This window comes from uncultured Sutterella sp. (assembly GCF_937923675.1).
GTDB lineage: Bacteria > Pseudomonadota > Gammaproteobacteria > Burkholderiales > Burkholderiaceae_F > Sutterella.
Genome location: NZ_CALDXB010000045.1, coordinates 19,106 through 35,838 on the forward strand (window position 1 = coordinate 19,106; position 16,733 = coordinate 35,838).

General features: G+C 60.2%; 14 protein-coding genes. 10 read left to right on the plus strand and 4 right to left on the minus strand.

Annotation, left to right across the window (positions count from 1 at the left end):
* Window positions 1–167 precede the first annotated feature (167 nt).
* Window positions 168–1,775 (plus strand): ABC transporter substrate-binding protein, encoded by a 1,608-nt coding sequence (locus tag Q0106_RS05585; RefSeq protein WP_297610035.1) that lies wholly within the window; start codon window positions 168–170, stop codon window positions 1,773–1,775.
* Window positions 1,776–1,862: 87 nt separating this feature from the next.
* Here the strand turns inward: Q0106_RS05585 and Q0106_RS05590 are convergent, their stop codons facing one another.
* Window positions 1,863–2,804, minus strand: coding sequence for a LysR family transcriptional regulator (locus Q0106_RS05590; protein ID WP_297610037.1), 942 nt, complete (start codon window positions 2,802–2,804; stop codon window positions 1,863–1,865).
* A gap of 157 nt (window positions 2,805–2,961) precedes the next feature.
* On the opposite strand from Q0106_RS05590, the gene Q0106_RS05595 reads away from it, so the two are divergent.
* Entirely contained in the window at window positions 2,962–4,788 is a 1,827-nt protein-coding gene (locus tag Q0106_RS05595) for an aryl-sulfate sulfotransferase (RefSeq protein ID WP_297610040.1), read from the plus strand.
* 119 nt (window positions 4,789–4,907) lie between these two features.
* On the opposite strand, the gene Q0106_RS05600 is transcribed toward Q0106_RS05595, so the two are convergent.
* Complete coding sequence (locus tag Q0106_RS05600) at window positions 4,908–5,279, minus strand: TIGR04076 family protein (protein ID WP_297610043.1); 372 nt, start codon at window positions 5,277–5,279, stop codon at window positions 4,908–4,910.
* 105 nt (window positions 5,280–5,384) lie between these two features.
* On the opposite strand from Q0106_RS05600, the gene Q0106_RS05605 reads away from it, so the two are divergent.
* The 6 genes from Q0106_RS05605 to Q0106_RS05630 all read left to right on the plus strand — a co-directional run bounded on the left by Q0106_RS05605 (window position 5,385) and on the right by Q0106_RS05630 (window position 12,459).
* The gene (locus Q0106_RS05605; protein ID WP_297610046.1) at window positions 5,385–5,984 is read left to right on the plus strand and encodes a Crp/Fnr family transcriptional regulator; all 600 of its coding nucleotides are present in this window, start codon (window positions 5,385–5,387) and stop codon (window positions 5,982–5,984) included.
* 232 nt (window positions 5,985–6,216) lie between these two features.
* Window positions 6,217–7,194 (plus strand): ABC transporter permease, encoded by a 978-nt coding sequence (locus tag Q0106_RS05610; RefSeq protein WP_297610049.1) that lies wholly within the window; start codon window positions 6,217–6,219, stop codon window positions 7,192–7,194.
* 47 nt (window positions 7,195–7,241) lie between these two features.
* Window positions 7,242–8,174 carry an ABC transporter permease gene (locus Q0106_RS05615; protein WP_297610052.1) on the plus strand — a complete coding sequence of 311 codons (933 nt, stop codon included), beginning with the start codon at window positions 7,242–7,244 and terminating at the stop codon, window positions 8,172–8,174.
* 15 nt (window positions 8,175–8,189) lie between these two features.
* Complete coding sequence (locus Q0106_RS05620) at window positions 8,190–10,292, plus strand: dipeptide ABC transporter ATP-binding protein (protein WP_297610055.1); 2,103 nt, start codon at window positions 8,190–8,192, stop codon at window positions 10,290–10,292.
* Window positions 10,293–10,499: 207 nt separating this feature from the next.
* The gene (gene menB, locus Q0106_RS05625) at window positions 10,500–11,324 is read left to right on the plus strand and encodes a 1,4-dihydroxy-2-naphthoyl-CoA synthase (protein ID WP_139687141.1); all 825 of its coding nucleotides are present in this window, start codon (window positions 10,500–10,502) and stop codon (window positions 11,322–11,324) included.
* A gap of 34 nt (window positions 11,325–11,358) precedes the next feature.
* Window positions 11,359–12,459, plus strand: coding sequence for an AMP-binding protein (locus Q0106_RS05630; RefSeq protein WP_297610058.1), 1,101 nt, complete (start codon window positions 11,359–11,361; stop codon window positions 12,457–12,459).
* A 3-nt stretch (window positions 12,460–12,462) separates the two neighbouring features.
* Here Q0106_RS05630 and Q0106_RS05635 read toward each other — a convergent pair whose 3' ends face one another.
* On the minus strand, window positions 12,463–13,623 hold the full coding sequence (locus tag Q0106_RS05635; protein WP_297610061.1) for an AAA family ATPase: 1,161 nt from the start codon (window positions 13,621–13,623) through the stop codon (window positions 12,463–12,465).
* A 108-nt stretch (window positions 13,624–13,731) separates the two neighbouring features.
* Here Q0106_RS05635 and Q0106_RS05640 point away from each other — a divergent pair, with 108 nt between their 5' ends.
* Window positions 13,732–14,694, plus strand: a complete 963-nt coding sequence (locus Q0106_RS05640; protein WP_297610064.1) for an AEC family transporter — start codon at window positions 13,732–13,734, stop codon at window positions 14,692–14,694.
* Here the strand turns inward: Q0106_RS05640 and hydE are convergent.
* Entirely contained in the window at window positions 14,687–15,886 is a 1,200-nt protein-coding gene (gene hydE, locus Q0106_RS05645) for a [FeFe] hydrogenase H-cluster radical SAM maturase HydE (RefSeq protein WP_297610067.1), read from the minus strand. The genes Q0106_RS05640 and hydE overlap by 8 nt on opposite strands.
* A 165-nt stretch (window positions 15,887–16,051) precedes the next feature.
* On the opposite strand from hydE, the gene Q0106_RS05650 reads away from it, so the two are divergent.
* The gene (locus Q0106_RS05650) at window positions 16,052–16,636 is read left to right on the plus strand and encodes a hypothetical protein (protein ID WP_297610070.1); all 585 of its coding nucleotides are present in this window, start codon (window positions 16,052–16,054) and stop codon (window positions 16,634–16,636) included.
* Window positions 16,637–16,733 lie beyond the last annotated feature (97 nt).

Consider the following 16,733-nt stretch of genomic DNA (forward strand, 5'->3'; position numbering starts at 1 on the left):
GATTTTCTTTCCGAGCTTCCCGGACAACCGGATCGCTCTTCAATCTCGCGATCCTTTGCGCCGCGAGGAGGTCCTGCAGGTACTATGCCTGATATTGCATAAAGCCCGCGCACGGCACGGCAGTGCAGAATTGAACGATCTTCATCTCTCAAGAAGGATTACCCAAGATGACGCGTTTCGTCCGCACTGAGCTTTGCGCAGCTCTTTCCGCGATTTCCCTCGCCTTCGCCGCCGGCGGCGCTGCCGCTGCGGACTTCAGCTGGTCGAGCGCGGGCGACATTCTCACGTTCGATATTCACGCTCAGAACGAAAACCTCAACATCACGGCGATCTCCGCCGTCTATGAGGGGCTTCTGCGCTGGTCGCCCGAGAGGAAGCTCGAACCTGCGCTTGCCACCCGCTATGAGCGCGTCCCCGAAGGGTTCCTCTTCACGATCCGCGAGGGCGTCAAATTCCATGAAGGCGAAACGCTCACGCCCGAAGACGTCGTCTTCTCCATCAACCGTGCCTTGAATCCGAGAAGCCAGTTCAAGAGCTTCTGCGAAGGGATCATCAAGGCTGAAAAGGCCGGTCCCAACCAGGTGCTCATCCGCACGACGAACGGCTCTCCCGTCATCCTCAATCAGTTGGTCGACCTCAAGATCATGAGCGAATCCTGGGCGAAGGCGCACGGCGCGCTCGAACCCCAGAACTACATCGCGAAGGAAGAGTCCTATGCCGCCCGCCACGCGAACGGAACGGGCCCCTTCAGGCTCGTCACCCGTGAAGAGGACGTGAAGACGGTCTTTGCCGCCAATCACAACTGGTGGGATGAAAAGAACCGTTCGGGCAATGTGGAAACCGCCACCTTCCGCCCGATCGCATCGGCCTCAACCCGCACGGCGGCGCTCCTTTCGGGCGAAGTCGACTTCGTCATCGACCCGGCTGCTCAGGATCTGCAGCGCCTGAAGCGCTCCCCGGGCGTCAAGGTTACTGAAGGCCCTGAAAACCGCACGCTCATGGTGGCGCTTGACGAGTACCGAGACAATTCGCCCTACGTCCGCGATGCGTCCGGAAAGCCCCTCGCTCAGAATCCCTTCAAGGACAAGCGCGTCCGTGAAGCGCTCTTCCTTTCCGTCAACCGCGACGGCATTAAGCGCGGCGTCATGCGCGGCCTTTCCGTTCCGACCGGAACGATCGTCACCTCGATCGTGAACGGCTGGGACAAAACCGCGGCCGAACCTCCGAAGACCGACATTGCCGGCGCGAAGAAGCTGCTTACTGAAGCGGGCTACCCGCAGGGCTTCGGCTTCACGCTCGACTGCCCGAACAACCGGTGGACCAACGACGAGGCGACCTGCAAGGCGCTTGCTTCCCAGTGGGGCCGCATCGGCGTCAAGGTCGAGGTCAACACCATGCCGCGCGCGAAGTACTTCCCGAAGGTCCTGAGCTTTGATACCTCAGCGGGCCTTGTCGGCTGGGGTGCGCCCACCTTCGACGCGCTCTATGCGCTCCAGTCGCTTTCGGCCACCTTCAATCCGAAGACGGGCGACGGCATTGCGAACATCGGCCGCGTGTCGCTTCCCGCCATGGATGAGGCGCTCAACAAGATCCGCGCTGAAGAGAATCCTGAGAAGCGCAATGCGCTCCTTGGCGAAGCGCTCCGCATTGAGCGCGAAAACTACCTTCACATCCCGGTTCATGAACTCATGATCGCCTGGGCCATGCGCGACAAGGTCGCGGTCGTTCACCGCCCCGACAACCGTCTCACGATGGAATGGGTGAACGTCAAGTGACCTGAAATAATCGGGTGATTGACAAGAGGCGCAGAGAGGATCCGTTCCGCTGCGCCTCTTCCTTTCTCTTCCCGGTGCTTCTTCGGGTTATTCGCCCGCGAGGAAGTCCGGGCTTCTAACGGCCGAAAGGATCATTCCGCGAAGCCACTGCATTGCCGGGTCGTTGTGGCTTCTGTCGTGCCAGATGAGCTTCGGCGTAAAGCGACCGCCTGTTGAGAGGACTTCGGCGACGGGAAGTTCGTTGAGGATCTCCTTTTTGACGCACCAGTCGGCAAGAAGCGTCGAAGCAAACATGATGAGGTCGCTCGAGGCGACGACCCGCGTCGCACCGATGAAGTAAGGGGTCCGGAAGACGACCCGGCGCTTCGCGTATTCCGAATCCTCGCGGCTCTTCAGCACGCGGAAGAAGTTGGTCGGCCGCCAGGTGACCTCAACGAAGCCGTAACGCAGGATGTCCTCTACCGAAAGAATCCCTTTTTCGGCCGCAAGTTCTTCAAGCGGATGCCCCGGCCGGCAGACGAGCTTCTGCACGCAGTTTTCTAGGAGCGGCAGATAGTGAAAGCCTTCCGGCACGCTCTCCATGGGGCTGATCACGGCATCGAGCTCGCCGGTGCGAAGCTCCACGGGCCAGTCGTTCGTGATTTCACTCATCTCAACGGAGACCCCCGGCGCAATCGTCGTGATCCGGGTGATGGCGGGCGCGAGGAAGAGAACGCCGTGGTCGACCCCGCCGATATGAAAGTTCCTCGAGAGCGCCTTCGGATCAAAGTCGTTCTCTTCGAGGAGCCGCTCGTAGTCCTCAAGGAGCCTCCTCACCTGGGGCATCAGTTCGGTCGCGCGCCAGGTGGCGGCGAGTCCCCCTGCGCATCGCGTGAAAAGCTCATCCTTAAAGGTTTCCCGGAGCTTCGCGAGGAGTCTCGAGGCCGTTGCCGGCGGAATCCCCAGCTGATAGGCCGCATTCACCAGGTTCTGCGTCTCATAGAGGGTCTTGAAGAAGATGAGTCCGTCGCGGTCCAGTGCTTTTTTCATTTTCAGAAAATTGAGTATTCCAAATCAGATCGTTCGCCGTAGGAAGCCGCCAATACCCAAAAAAGAGGAAGCGCTTTACTCTTTTCGAACGAATTGAAAAGATTAGTTGCATGAGTTTAGCGACTATTCCACATTGAGTTGAAAGGAGAATTCTCTGATGTCCTTCTCGTCCAAGCTTACGCCGGTTGCCATTTCGCTCGCCCTCGTCGCGGGCTTCAGCCTTCCGACTGCCGTCATGGCGGGCGGCGGCGGCTCCGGCCCTGCCGTGCAGTACGTTGCTCCTGGCAAGATCGGCGAAATCGTCGTCAACCCCTACAAGATCGCACCGCTTACGGCCATCATCAAGAACGGCGGTTATGAGCTCAAGGACGCTTCCGTGCGCATCGTCCCGAAGGCGGGCGGCCAGGAAATCGCCTACAAGGTGAGCAACAAGGCTCTTCGCACCTATGCCGGCATTCCGGTGTTCGGCCTCTACCCCGACTACAACAACAAGGTCGAGGTGAGCTACACCTACATCTACAACGGCAAGGAAACGCGCGTTGAGAAAGAGGTCTACACGATGTACGCCCCGGCGGTCTACACCCCGGTGAACGGCTCGATGGCTCAGCACCACAACATGTTCGAGACCGAGGTCGTGAAGGTCGATCCTGAATTCAAGGACCGCCTCTATCTCATCAACAACTTCCTCTCGACCGCTCCGAAGCAGGGCCGCGTGGTCTGGAACAACCCCACCGGCGGCGCACTGGAATGGAACTACTACCCGCAGAACGCCATTCTCGACACGAAGGGCGAAGTCCGCTGGTACATGCATGTCGAACCCATCTATGACCCGGAAACCATCTACCGCTCCGGCATCATGATGGGCTTCCATCAGAACCCCGACGGCGCCTTCACGTTCGGCTACGGCCAGCGCTATGCGAAGTACGACCTCATGGGCCGCGAAATCTTCAACCGCCGCCTCCCCGACGGCTACGCCGACTTCTCGCACGCGCTCGACCCCGCCCAGAACGGCCACCTCTTCCTTCGCGTTTCGAATGCCGACTATCGTCGTCCTGACGGCAAGCGCGTCCACACCGTCCGCGACGTCATCGCTGAAGTCGATCAGAACGGCCAGGTGGTGGACGATTTCCGCCTCTACGACATCCTCGACCCCTATCGCGACAACGTGATCAAGGCGATGGACCAGGGCGCGGTCTGCCTCAACATCGACGCCACGAAGTCCGGCCATACCCTTTCGGCTGCTGAACTCGCCGCCATGGACAAGAACGACCAGTTCGGCGACATCGCGGGCGTTGGTCCGGGCCGCAACTGGGCGCACGTCAACTCCGTCGACTACGACCCGAGCGACGACTCGATCATCATCTCCTCGCGCCATCAGTCCGCCGTCATCAAGATCGGCCGCGACAAGCAGGTGAAGTGGATTCTTGCTTCGCCCGAAGGCTGGAGAGGCGAGCTCGCGAAGAAGGTCCTGACCCCCGTTGACGCGAACGGCAACAAGATCAAGTGCGAAGGGAGCAAGTGCGAAGGTGGCTTTGACTGGACGTGGACCCAGCACACCGGCTGGCGCATCGACTCGAAGTCCGACAAGAACGTCTTCTATCTCTCCGTCTTCGACACCGGCGACGCCCGCGGCAGGGAGCAGCCGCCGCTCCCCGACATGAAGTACTCCCGTGCCGTGATCTACAAGATCGACCAGAACAAGATGACGGTCCAGCAGATCTGGGAATACGGCAAGGAACGCGGCTTCGAGTGGTACAGCCCGATCACGTCGCTTGTTGAATACCAGACCGACAAGGACTCCGTGATGGTCTACTCCGCCACGGCAAGCCTCATCATGAAGGAATTCAACACCAAGGCCCCGAACCCGATCATCAACGAATTCAAGTGGGGTGCCAAGGAACCCTCCGTTGAAATCAAGATCAAGAGCTCGCTCGGCTACCAGGCGATGCCTGTGAGCCTCGAAAAGGCCTTTGACCTGAAGTAATCCGGGATTTTCCAATCTCTGCCGACCGGCGCTGGTTCAGACTCCGAACCAGCGCCGGTTTTCTTATGTTTCAAACGTCTGACGGCGTTTGGAAGGCAGAGCGCGACTTTGCTTCAGACTTATTTTCTGAATTCGATGGTCTTCTGACGGGTTCCCGCCGGCCTGGGCGGCTCAGACGGGATGTCCGTGGTCTCGAGCTTCATGATGACGGGCCTCAGGCCGTCATTGCAGGAGACGATCGCGACGCCGGGCTTCCGGATCCAGTCGCCGTAGTAGAAGAGGTTTTCGCCCGCGCCGTGCGCGAGCGCGAAGACGTACTGGTAGATCGCCTTCCAGGCTTCGTCGCAGAAGCCTTCCGGCCTCGCATAGTCGGCGTAGAACACCTGCCCGGCCTTCATCAGCGGACAAGGTCCGAGACCGATCATGCCGAACTCCTTCGCAAGTTCCTCGTCAAAGGTCGTTTTGAGGATCGTGATTCTGACTTTTTTCATTTTTGGGGTCTCCATGCAAGAATGGAAGCCATGCTGCTTCCAAGATTTTTCTTTTCACAGGATTTCGCGCCGTTCCGGCCTTTCCTTCTCGGGCTCGCCCCGCGCGTGAGGCGTTTTCGACGCGGAGAATTCCTCTGGCGTCCGGGCGAACCCTTCAGCGCTGTTTTCTATATTGATTCCGGGCTCGTTCGCTCCGCCGTCGAAGGGAAGCGCGACCGGCGAACCAACTCGTGGCACGGGCCCGGGACCATGTATCCGGTCGTGCATTCCGAGCAGTTCGAACTTGAAAATGCGATTACGGCGGAAGCCGTCACCGATGTCGGGGCGCTTGAATTCACGAACAACGAGATCCTCTCGGCCATCCGCCGGAACCCTGACTTCGCGGTTGCTACCATCGACTTTTACTCCAGATACGTAAATCTCCTGCTCTTTACATCGAGCAGCCTCACGTTTGCGAAAACGGTCTCAGCTTTGGCGGCCGTTCTTCTGCTCCTCTTTGAGAATGCGCCGGAGGCTCAGCTCGGGCGCGATGAAGAACTCCGCGTGACGCAGACGGAACTCGCCGAACTTCTCGGCATCGACCGCGCAAGCCTTGTGCGGGCAATGACAATCCTGCGAAGTGCGGGCGCGATTGCCACGGCGCGCGGCGTTGTGAATCTCGTTTCCATCGAACGCCTTCGCGAAGCCGCTCGCGAGGCTCAATAATCGCGGTTCGCGCACTTTTCTTCCGCCGCATTTGCGCCACAGACAGGAAGATTCTTCTTCGGTCTGATCCAGCCGGGAGCCTTCTCGGTACTTTCTCCGTCTCAGCTTCATCCGCGTCAAGGCAAAATGGGGAGCGAGAATCGGGGCACTGCATCAGGATGGTGCACTCCGCTTCTTTTCCCCAACGCGGGCGCAAAAAGACAAACAAAGCGCCCGAAAAACGGATCTCCAAATGCCAGCTTTTCTTCTGCGAAGGCTTCTCGAAGCCCTTGTGGTGCTTCTTGCCGTCGCCGCCATCGCCTTCGTGCTCTTTCAGTTCATCGGCGATCCGGTCGCTCAGATGCTCCCGATGGATGCGACCCCTGAGGACCGCGCCAGACTTGCCGCTGCGCTCGGTCTCGATCAGCCGGGCTGGATGCAGTTTCTGAAGTTCCTTCAGAATGCCGTCCACGGCGACTTCGGGCTGTCGCTCCGGCAGGCTGCGCCCGTGGCGTCCCTGTTCGCGGATCGCCTTCCCGCCACGATGGAGCTTGCCTTTGCGGCGCTCCTCATTGCCCTCATCCTCGGCATTCCCGCAGGCGTCTGGGCGGCCGTCCATCCCAAAAAGTGGTCGTCTCAGCTCATCATGGGCGCGTCCGTTCTCGGCATGTCGCTTCCGACCTTTCTGATCGGCATTCTCCTCATCCTGCTCTTCAGCGTTGAGGTCGACTGGCTCCCGTCCTTCGGGCGCGGTGAAACCGTGTCTCTCGGCTGGTGGACGACGGGGCTCCTCACGGCCGATGGCCTGAAGCACCTCATTCTTCCCGCGGCAACGCTTGCGATCTTTCAGCTCGCCCTCATTGTGAGGCTCGTGCGCGCGGAGATGCTTGAAGTGATCCGCCAGGACTTCATCAAATTCGCCCGTGCGCGCGGTCTCTCGAACCGTACGGTCTACCTCGGCCATGCGCTCAAAAATACGCTCCTGCCCGTCATCACCATCACGGGCCTGCAGCTCGGAGGCCTCATCGCCTTCTCGATCGTTACCGAAACCGTCTTCCAGTGGCCCGGCATGGGGCTTTTGTTCCTCCAGTCCGTGCAGTTTGCGGACATTCCGGTCCTTACGGCCTACCTCTGCCTCATGGCGCTCTTCTTTGTGATCATCAACCTCGCCGTTGACGGTCTCTGCGCAATGGTGGATCCGCGCCTCAAGGCTCAGGCCCGCCGCGGCTGACCGCCTTTAAGGACTTTGGGAAAAAGAAAACAAAAAGACACTTCGTCATGACTGCACAGAAAGACAAAACCTTCCTCGCGCGGCTTTCAGACTCTCCGGTCTGGTGGTCGCTCAAGAATTCGCTCACGGCTCAGATCGCGCTCGCGGCGGGAATTCTGCTCGTTGTGCTTGCCGTCGGCGCGCCGATTTTTTCGACGCAGAACCCATTCGACCTCGCGTCGATCGACATTTCCTTCGCGAACCTCCCGCCCTCCTGGACCGAATCGGGAGATCCGATGTTTCTCTTCGGGACCGACGACCAGGGGCGCGATCTCTGGTCTGCAATGCTTTACGGCATGAGGCTCTCGCTCACGATCAGCGTGATTGCGGTTGCCCTTTCGATTCTCCTGGGCGTCTCGCTCGGCCTCCTTGCTGGCTTTGCGGGCGGGTGGATTGAAAGCCTCATCATGCGCGTCTGCGACATCATGCTTTCCTTCCCGGCGATTCTCCTCGCGCTCCTCATTGACGGCATTCTTCGCGCGGCGCTTCCCGCGGGCGAACATACGCTTCTCCCCTACGTCGTTCTCATCGCCGCCATCACGCTCTCGGGCTGGGTGCCCTATGCGAGGACGGTGCGCGGCATGACCCTCGTCGAGCGCGGCCGCGAATACGTCCTTTCCGCCCGCGTGATCGGCGTGAAGCCCCGCGTCATCCTCTACCGCCACATTCTTCCCAACGTCCTCGGTCCCGTCTTTGTGCTCGGAACCCTTCACGTTGCGACGGCGATTCTGACGGAAGCGACGCTCTCCTTCCTCGGGGTCGGCGTTCCGCCGACGACGCCTTCCCTCGGAACGCTCATCCGCATCGGGAGCGACTTCCTCTTCTCAGGCGAATGGTGGATCACGATCTTCCCGGGCGCGGCGCTCGTTGCGCTCATTCTTTCCGTCAACCTCGTGGGCGACTGGCTCCGCGATGCGTTCAATCCGACGCTTCAGCAGTAATAGAGAGGCTCAGAAATGACTGAATTGAGCAGCACCTCGCGGAAGACCCCCATTCTGGAGGTCAAAAACCTCACGGTTGAAATCACCACCCGCGGCAAGACCCTCCGGGCGCTCGACGGCGTCGACTTTTCCATTGCCGAAGGCGAAATTCTCGGCATGGTTGGCGAATCGGGGGCCGGCAAATCCATGACCGGACAGGCCCTGATCGGGCTCCTCCCGACGGGCGCAAGGATCACTTCCGGCGAACTCTGGCTCGAAGGCCGGCGCATCGACAACCTCCCCGAGAGCGATCGCGAGCGTCTGCGCGGGAAGTCGATCGGAGCGATCTTCCAGGATCCGCTCACGTCGCTCGACCCCCTCATGAAGGTGGGCGACCAGCTCGTTGAAACCATCCGGGCCCATCGCCCGGAGATGACGCGCGCTCAAGCCAAAGCACGCGCAATTGAACTTCTTCGCGAAACCGGGATTCCCTCGCCCGAGGTCCGTGCGGAACAGTACCCGCACCAGTTTTCGGGCGGCATGCGCCAGCGCGTCGTAATTGCGCTCGCGCTCTCCGCGGATCCGAAACTCATCATTGCCGACGAGCCGACAACGGCGCTCGACGTGTCGATTCAGGCGCAGATCATTTCGCTCCTGAAGCGCCTCGCGCACGAACATGGCGCGAGCATCATGCTCATCACGCACGACATGGGCGTGATTGCCGAAACCGCCGACCGCGTTGCCGTGCTCTATTCGGGCGAAATCGTCGAAATCGGGAAAGTCGCCGACGTCATTTCCCGTCCGCAGCATCCTTATACCAAAGGGCTCATGGGCTCGATTCCCGACATCAATGCGCCCGGCCTCTGGCTCGAGCAGATCGAAGGCTCCATGCCCGACCTTGCCGACCGGCCGAAGGGGTGCCCCTTCCATCCGCGCTGCCGTGCGGCAATGGAGAAGTGCCGCGAATGCCGGCCGCCGCTCGCCCCCATGGGAACGTCGGACGCCGCCTGCTGGCTTGCATCCCCGACGGGGAACGCCGTTCCGGATTCGCTCGTCCGCTTCCACCCGAAGCGCCGCGACCTCGGGAAGGAGGCCGAAAAGCGCGAGGAGGATCTCAAGACCGCAAAGCCGATCCTGGGGCTGAAGGACCTCTCCTGCACGTTTGATGTTTCCGCTCCCTTCCTCACGCGCCTGATCTCAAGGCTCCCCAGGCAGGAAGTGAAGGCCGTGAGCGGCGTTTCCTTCGGCGTGAGGCGCGGAGAAACGCTCGCGCTTGTCGGCGAATCGGGCTGCGGCAAATCCACCCTCGCGCGCCTTCTCGCGGGGCTCTACAAGCCCACCGCGGGAAGCATCGATTTCGAAGGGTTCGTCGAAAAAGCTTCCGGGAGCCCCGACTTCGAGCGAGACATTGCCGGCCGCCTCAACATGATCTTCCAGGACCCGTACGCGAGCCTCAACCCGCGCATGCGGATCGCGGACATCATTGCCGAACCCCTCGAAACGCTCCACCCCGACTGGACGAAGGATGCGGTGGAAAAGCGCGTGCGGGAGTCCGCTGAACTCGTGCGCCTCCCTGAATCGGCGCTTGCGAAGTTCCCGCATCAGTTCTCGGGCGGGCAGCGCCAGAGAATTTCGATTGCGCGCGCTCTTGCCGCACGGCCCGAGTTCCTCATCTGCGACGAACCGACCTCAGCGCTTGACGTCTCGGTGCAGGCCCAGGTTTTGAACCTCATGAAGGAGCTTCAGCTCGAGTTCGGAATCACCTATCTCTTCATTTCGCACAACCTCGCCGTCGTTCATCACATGAGCGACCGCGTAGGCGTGATGTATTTAGGAAAGCTCGTTGAGCTCGCGAGCCGCGACGACCTTTTCCAGAATCCGAAGCACCCCTATTCCCGGATGCTTCTCGACGCCATTCCGCATCTCAAGGAAACCGGGAAGGCGAGAACGCCCGTCCAGGGCGAGGTTCCGAGCCCGCTCAACCCGCCGTCGGGCTGCGCCTTCCATCCGCGCTGCCCGAGGGCAACCGAAATCTGCCGGACAACGCCGCCCCAGTTCAAGGGAATTGATATTGTTCCGGGGAGTGAGGCTTCGGGAGCAGAGACGACGCGCTACTGCGCCTGCCATCATCCGCTCTGAGGCCCCGGAGGCAAACGGCCGGCAATGGCCGAAAGCCCGCGCGCCCGCTAATATACGGTTCGTTTCTGTTCTGAGAAGAAGCGGACCGTATTTTTATCCGGGGTTCTTTTCTTTCCGGACAGCAAATCTTTTTATTCACGCCTGCGCTAACGGGAGCAGCGGCTCTAAAAGCCCTTCGCCCGGCGCGCCACTCAAGGACCAAGCAAAATGGAACGACGCTGGGAGCCGATCAAGGAATACTCGGACATTCTCTTTGACTTCTTTGAGGGCATCGCCCGCATCACGATCAACCGTCCTCAGGTGCGCAATGCCTTTACGCCTGTGACGGTTGCTCAGATGTCCGAAGCCCTCACGATCTGCCGCCAGAGAAACGACATCCGCGTTGTCGTTCTCACGGGTGCCGGCGACAAGGCTTTCTGCTCGGGCGGCGACATGCACGTGAAGGGTATCGGCGGCTACATCGATCCGACGGGTGTGCCGCGCCTCAACGTGCTCGACGTGCAGAAGCAGATCCGCTCGCTTCCGAAGCCCGTGATCGCCATGGTGAACGGCTTTGCGATCGGCGGCGGCCACGTGCTTCAGGTGGTCTGCGACCTTTCGATTGCGAGCGAAAACGCAATCTTCGGCCAGACGGGTCCGCGCGTCGGCTCCTTTGACGCCGGCTTCGGCGCGAGCTACCTCGCCCGCTGCGTGGGTCAGAAGAAGGCTCGCGAAATCTGGTTCATGTGCCGCAAGTATTCCGCGCAGGAAGCCCTCGAAATGGGCCTCGTCAACAAGGTTGTCCCGTTCGACAAGCTCGAGGATGAAGTCGTCGACTGGGCCAAGACCATGATGCAGCACAGCGCCCTTGCGATCCGCATGATCAAAGCGGGCCTCAACGCCGAGCTCGACGGCCAGGCGGGCATCCAGGAGCTCGCGGGCGACTGCACGATGCTCTACTACATGACCGATGAAGCGCAGGAAGGGGGCCGCGCGTTCCTTGAGAAGCGCGCGCCGCAGTTCAAGTTCAACACGGATCCTTCAAACCCCTGATTCCCCCCACAATTGATTAGAGAGCTCCATCGTCATGCCGTCAGACACCATCCGCATTCGCGGCGAGAACATACCTTTGAGCGAATTTCAGCGCCGGGGGACCGCCCCCGGCCCGAGACTCGCGAAGGCGCTCGGGGAGAATCCTCAGGGGTTTGACGTCGACATCGCCCGCTTTCTTGAGGCGTTTCTTGATCAGAGCCAGACCGTAACGGTTCACACCTCAGGCTCGACCGGAACGCCCAAGGCTTTTCAGGCTGAGAAAGCGCGCATGCGCGCGAGCGCCCGCATGACGATCGGCTATCTTGGATTGAAGCCCGGCGACACGAACCTTCTTGCCATGCCGATGAGCTACATCGCGGGCAAGATGGTGGTCGTGCGCTCCGTCGAGTGCGGCCTTGATCTCATTCCCGTGACGCCCTCGCGGAATCCCTTCGAGTCCATCACGGATCCCATCGATCTCGTTGCCGTGACGCCCATGCAGGCGACCTCGATCCTTGCGGATCCGAAGTCCGCTGAAGTGTTTTCAAATTCCGGAAACATCCTCATCGGCGGCGGCGCGGTCGACGATCTTCTTTTCGGAAAGCTCCAGTCCGTCAGGGGCCGCGTCTATTCGACCTACGGCATGACGGAGACGCTCTCCCACATTGCGCTTCGGCGCTTGAACGGGCCCGAACGTGAAGCCGGCTACCGGCCGCTTCCCGGAGTGGCGATTTCGCTCTCGCCCAAGGGCACGCTCGTCATTCATGCGCCTGCCGTCTCTCCGCGCCCGCTCGTCACTAACGACATCGCGCGCATCAACCCTGACGGCTCCTTTACCGTCCGGGGAAGGCTCGACAACGTCATCAATTCGGGCGCAATCAAGCTCCAGATCGAAGAGATTGAAGCGAAGCTCAAAAAAGTAATCAAGGTTCCCTTCGCCATCAGCTCCTGCCCGAGCCACCTCTACGGCGACGAGGTAGTGCTAGTGGTTGAAGGGAAGCCCGATGACGTGGATCTCGAGGCGGTAAGAAACGCCCTCGATCGCTATGAGAACCCCAAGCGCCTCATTGCGACCGAGAAGCTCCCGCTCACGCACACGATGAAGCCCGATCGCCCGGCGATCCGAATGATTGCCAGGAACGCGCTGCCGCTTTGATGCTCAGCAGCTGCAGGTACAGAAGTCAGCAATAATGCCGGAAGCCTCCCGGTTGGGCACGCAGAGTTCCACAATGCCCGGGATGAGCTCCCGACGGATCGTGAGGCAGCCCGCCTGTGTGAGGAGCACGTAAGAAGAAGCGTCGTCATAGTGAAAAGGAGACGCAAGCGTCCCGGTTTCAACCGCGATTTCTCCGGTCAAATCCTCCGGCAAGCGAAGCCTCTTCGCATCCGCATACTTTTGGAGAACCAAAGGCGTCCCGGAACTCTCAAGCCAATAATTACGGAAGTCCGCTTCGGGCCTGGCGAGAAACTCAAGGATGGACGCAGGAGAGAAGACCTTAGTCTTCGCCCGTCGATCAAAGGAAAACCCGCCGTAATGGGCCTCGAGCAGACGGAAGAGTTCCCGGCGGGATAAGCCCAGCGCAGATTCCGCTCGCTTCAGTTCGGGATCAAAACAGGCTTCAAGCTCTTCGTCCGTGAAGCCGAGCAAAGCGCCGAACCGGGCATCGAGACTGATGTCGGTGACGCAGTTCAATTCCGAAAAAAGGCTGCTTCCCCGGAAGTTGGCGGTGCCTGTCATGAGGAAGAAGCGGAGCCTTCCTTCATTCGCCTTCAGTACGGAGTAGAAGCGGCTCAGGAGATTCCCCGCCGACTCAAAAAGCGCCCGGTCATCCAGGAGAGAAACGAGCGGAGCATCAAAGTCGTCCACAAGTAGAACGAGCGACCCGGGCTCGAGACCGCCGAGCCATTCTCCGAATTGGTCGAAGAACGATATGCCGGCGTCCACAGAAGAAAAGCGGAAACCCGCTGCGGCAAATTTTGCCCGGATGAGGCGGTGAAGCGCCGTCTCAAAGGCGTCTTCCGATTCCAAGCCTTGCAGTACGGAAAAGTCGAGCCGGACGACCTCATAGGTTTTGTCGCGCCAGAGCGCTTCAATGGCAAGGCCCTGAAAATCTCTCAGACCGAAGCGAAAGAGCGACTCAATCGTCGAGACGAGAAGCGACTTTCCGAAACGAGGCGGACGCGTAAAGAGAACCATGCCGCCGCAGGCGCAGAGATCAAAGATGAGCCTCGTTTTATCCACATAGATTCGAGACCCGCTCCGCAGCGCGGGGGAATCCGGAGTTCCGGCAGAGAAGAGCCGAAGAGAAGTGCCCGACATGATTCTTCTTTCTTTTCAAGTCATCCGGGATTCTACCCGTCCCGATGCCGGAGGCATTTCTCCCGTCGTACACTTTCTTCAAAAGCACTCAACTTCTCCGAGGCTCCCATGCTCTCCGCCATTCTGAGTTCGCTCTCCAATACGCTCGTCCTCCTTTTTGTCGGCGGCTTCGGCTTCTGGCTGGCCTGGCGCGGGTTCCTTGACGTGAGGCAGCGCGGCTTCGTTGCGAAGCTCGTCAATTTTTCAATTCCCTGCTTCCTCTTTTATTCCATCACGGGAAAGTTCACGCAGAGCGAGCTTCTGCGGGTTCTTGAGATGGGCTTCATTCCCTTCATCACGGTCGCGATCAACTGGGCGGTGTCGGTTCTCCTCGTGCGCATGGGATTCGTGAGAAAGGAATGGCACGGGATCTTCATTGCATGCTTCACGTCCTCGACGGTTCTCTTTGTGGGCGTTCCGATGACGATGGCGCTCTTCGGCGACGTCGGCATCCCCTATCTTCTCGTCTATTTCTTCGCGAACTGCCTCTACATCTGGACGATAGGTCTCTACAACATTCAGTTGGACGGCGTGTCGCGCGCGCATCACCAGAAGCCGAAGCTCATTTCGCTTCACTCGATCCGGATGCTCTTTTCGCCGCCGCTCCTCGCCTTCATGGCGGGCGTCCTGGTGGTGCTCCTGGCTCTCCCCATCCCGCAGTTCGTTTCGGGCACTGCCAAGGTCATCGGCCAGATCACGTCGCCGCTTGCCCTCATCTTCATCGGCATGACGATTGAGTCGCTCGGGTTCGGGAAATTGAAGCACCTCCCGCGCGAGATCTGGCTCATTCTCGCTTCCTGCTTCATTTTGCGGCCCGTCGTCATGTACATCGTGACGGGGTTCTTCGACATGGAGCCCATCATGCGGCAGGTGTTCGTTGCATCGGCCGCGCTTCCCGTTTCCTCCGTCGTGGCCGTGCTCGCGAAGAGCTACGGGGCGGACGAGGAATTTGCGTCCGAGGCCATCGGGGCATCAACCCTCGGCCTCGTGATCATCCTCCCCGTCCTCATCCTCGCCCTCATGCTTATTTGACGGTGCCGGCCTTCAAGCGGATGAGGCGTCTGCCGTCCGGCATGAAGTCGCGTTCGGGCTTCACTTCGTTGGGGCGGCCCACGCGCCTCAGGTACCTGCGGGAGCTTCCGCTCATGTTCCAGCCGACCTCGCGGCCGCGGCTCTGAATGCGGCTCTCGAGGCACGACGCGCAGTGCGTGGGTTCGTCCTCGAGACAGGGCTTGTTGTCGTAGAGCTGGTAGCCCTTTCTGAAGCGCTGGGGCGAAAGGTTCGGCATCACGACGTTGCAGCCATATTCGATGCCGAGCTCACGACCGTCGTCGCGAATGGCCTGAAGCGCCGTTGCGGCGGCAATGTTGACGGGGCCAAGGACGAGGCGCGTGACGGCAATCATGTTGAGGGCGAGCTGCATGAGGGCCTTTGGCTCCATTTGTCCCAAGGCCTCAAGGTCGTTTCCTTCGCTTCGCAGATAGGGGCCCATCCCGATCATGTCGACGTCGAGCTTCTGGAAGGTGCGGATGTCGCGGCAGAGGTCTTTAAGCGTCTGCCCCGGGATGCCGATCATGACGCCGGTGCCAACCTGGTAGCCCGCGCGCCTCAGAGCCCTCAGGCACTCGAAGCGGTGCTCGAGATTCTTCTCATTCGTCCCCGGGGTCGAATGAAGCATGTGAAAGAGCTCGGGGTTCGAGGTTTCAAAGCGCGCGAGATAGCGGATCGAATCCGGATTCCCGCAGGCTTTGGCCCAGCGGCGGTAGACCTCCTCGGTCTGGTCGCCGAGGGAGAGCGTCACGCCGACGCCGTTCGGCAGGAGCGGGCTCTTCGTCTGCTGATGGATTTCGCGCAGGCACTCGCAGATGAATTCGATGAACTTCTCATCATGCCGCTCGCCTGACTGGAGGCAGACGGAGCCGTAGCCCTGACGCGCGGCCCAGACTGCCTGCTCGACAATCTCCTCCTTCGTCATGGTGTAGCGCTTCACGGCGTGATTGGCCTTCCTGATGCCGCAGTAGCGGCAGTTGGCCGTGCAGATGTTGGAGAGCTCAATCAGGCCGCGGTAATAGACATAGGGGCCCATCAGCTCCGTCGTGCGGCGAAAGGCTTCGTCCTTCAGCATCCGGCAGTCCTCGGGGTCCGTGAGGCCGAGGAGCTGAACGATGTCTTCGTCAGAAAAAGTTGTCTGGGAAAGAATCCCGGCAAGCTGTGTTCTGTTCATTATTGTTGAGGTCTGAATTTCTGATGCCGCGATTTTGCATCATTTCGGGCCGGAGAGCGAAAGTTTCTCGAGCTCTCAGCGTTTACTCGCGGGCGCTACGTCTCATGAGCTACCTAAAATAGGATGCTGTTGATTGGGTTTGTCCCATTTCGAAGGAATCTCCAGATGCCCGTCTTCCTCATCGTCGCACTTGAGCATCCGCGCCGCCTCGGGAGGCTTATCGCCCGCGCCATTCCCGATCCGAGGAATCGCTACACGCTTCCCAACTACACCGGGTTCTACGTCTGGTTCAACGGCACGACGCTCGATCTCGCGAAGCTTCTCGACCTTCCCGGAACGGCGACGCCGGAGAACTCGCCGAGTCCTGCCGTAATTCAGATGGTCTCGGCCTACGGCGGCTATGCGCCGGACGAGCTCTGGTCGTGGCTGCGCTTCAATGTAAAGCGCGAACCCGAACCGGAAGAGGAAAAGCGCGCTCCCGAAGCTGCCGGTGAGGCAAATGCGGATCCGGAGAAGACGGAGGAAGCCGCCAAGGCCATTCTGGAAGCGCCGATGCCTGCGCCCCGCAAAAAGAAGAGAAGGAGGAAGAAAGCGGAAGCGCCCGGGAAAGCGGCTCAACGCGATGAGAAGCCCCTCGGTGCGGAAGCCCCCGCAGCGCCTCCCGACGTTGTTCCCGAAGAGGCAAAAGCATCCATCCGGCAGCATCGACGCCGGCGAACAAAGCGGAAAACGCCGAAAGCAGAAGCCTGAAGCTTTTCAAAAACAGCTTCACGTTCCGTCCACAGACCGGTTTCTCCCGACGCGGAGAAGCCGGTCTTTCCGTCATGAGCCTCAGCTTCGGTCGTCC

Excerpts from the sequence above, each read along its gene's own strand:
- Q0106_RS05585 (WP_297610035.1), top strand. The coding sequence starts at position 168 with ATGACGCGTTTCGTCCGCACTGAGCTTTGCGCAGCTCTTTCCGCGATT.
- Q0106_RS05590 (WP_297610037.1), bottom strand. The coding sequence starts at position 2,804 with ATGAAAAAAGCACTGGACCGCGACGGACTCATCTTCTTCAAGACCCTC.
- Q0106_RS05595 (WP_297610040.1), top strand. The coding sequence starts at position 2,962 with ATGTCCTTCTCGTCCAAGCTTACGCCGGTTGCCATTTCGCTCGCCCTC.
- Q0106_RS05600 (WP_297610043.1), bottom strand. The coding sequence starts at position 5,279 with ATGAAAAAAGTCAGAATCACGATCCTCAAAACGACCTTTGACGAGGAA.
- Q0106_RS05610 (WP_297610049.1), top strand. The coding sequence starts at position 6,217 with ATGCCAGCTTTTCTTCTGCGAAGGCTTCTCGAAGCCCTTGTGGTGCTT.
- Q0106_RS05615 (WP_297610052.1), top strand. The coding sequence starts at position 7,242 with ATGACTGCACAGAAAGACAAAACCTTCCTCGCGCGGCTTTCAGACTCT.
- Q0106_RS05620 (WP_297610055.1), top strand. The coding sequence starts at position 8,190 with ATGACTGAATTGAGCAGCACCTCGCGGAAGACCCCCATTCTGGAGGTC.
- menB (WP_139687141.1), top strand. The coding sequence starts at position 10,500 with ATGGAACGACGCTGGGAGCCGATCAAGGAATACTCGGACATTCTCTTT.
- Q0106_RS05630 (WP_297610058.1), top strand. The coding sequence starts at position 11,359 with ATGCCGTCAGACACCATCCGCATTCGCGGCGAGAACATACCTTTGAGC.
- Q0106_RS05635 (WP_297610061.1), bottom strand. The coding sequence starts at position 13,623 with ATGTCGGGCACTTCTCTTCGGCTCTTCTCTGCCGGAACTCCGGATTCC.
- Q0106_RS05640 (WP_297610064.1), top strand. The coding sequence starts at position 13,732 with ATGCTCTCCGCCATTCTGAGTTCGCTCTCCAATACGCTCGTCCTCCTT.
- hydE (WP_297610067.1), bottom strand. The coding sequence starts at position 15,886 with ATGAACAGAACACAGCTTGCCGGGATTCTTTCCCAGACAACTTTTTCT.
- Q0106_RS05650 (WP_297610070.1), top strand. The coding sequence starts at position 16,052 with ATGCCCGTCTTCCTCATCGTCGCACTTGAGCATCCGCGCCGCCTCGGG.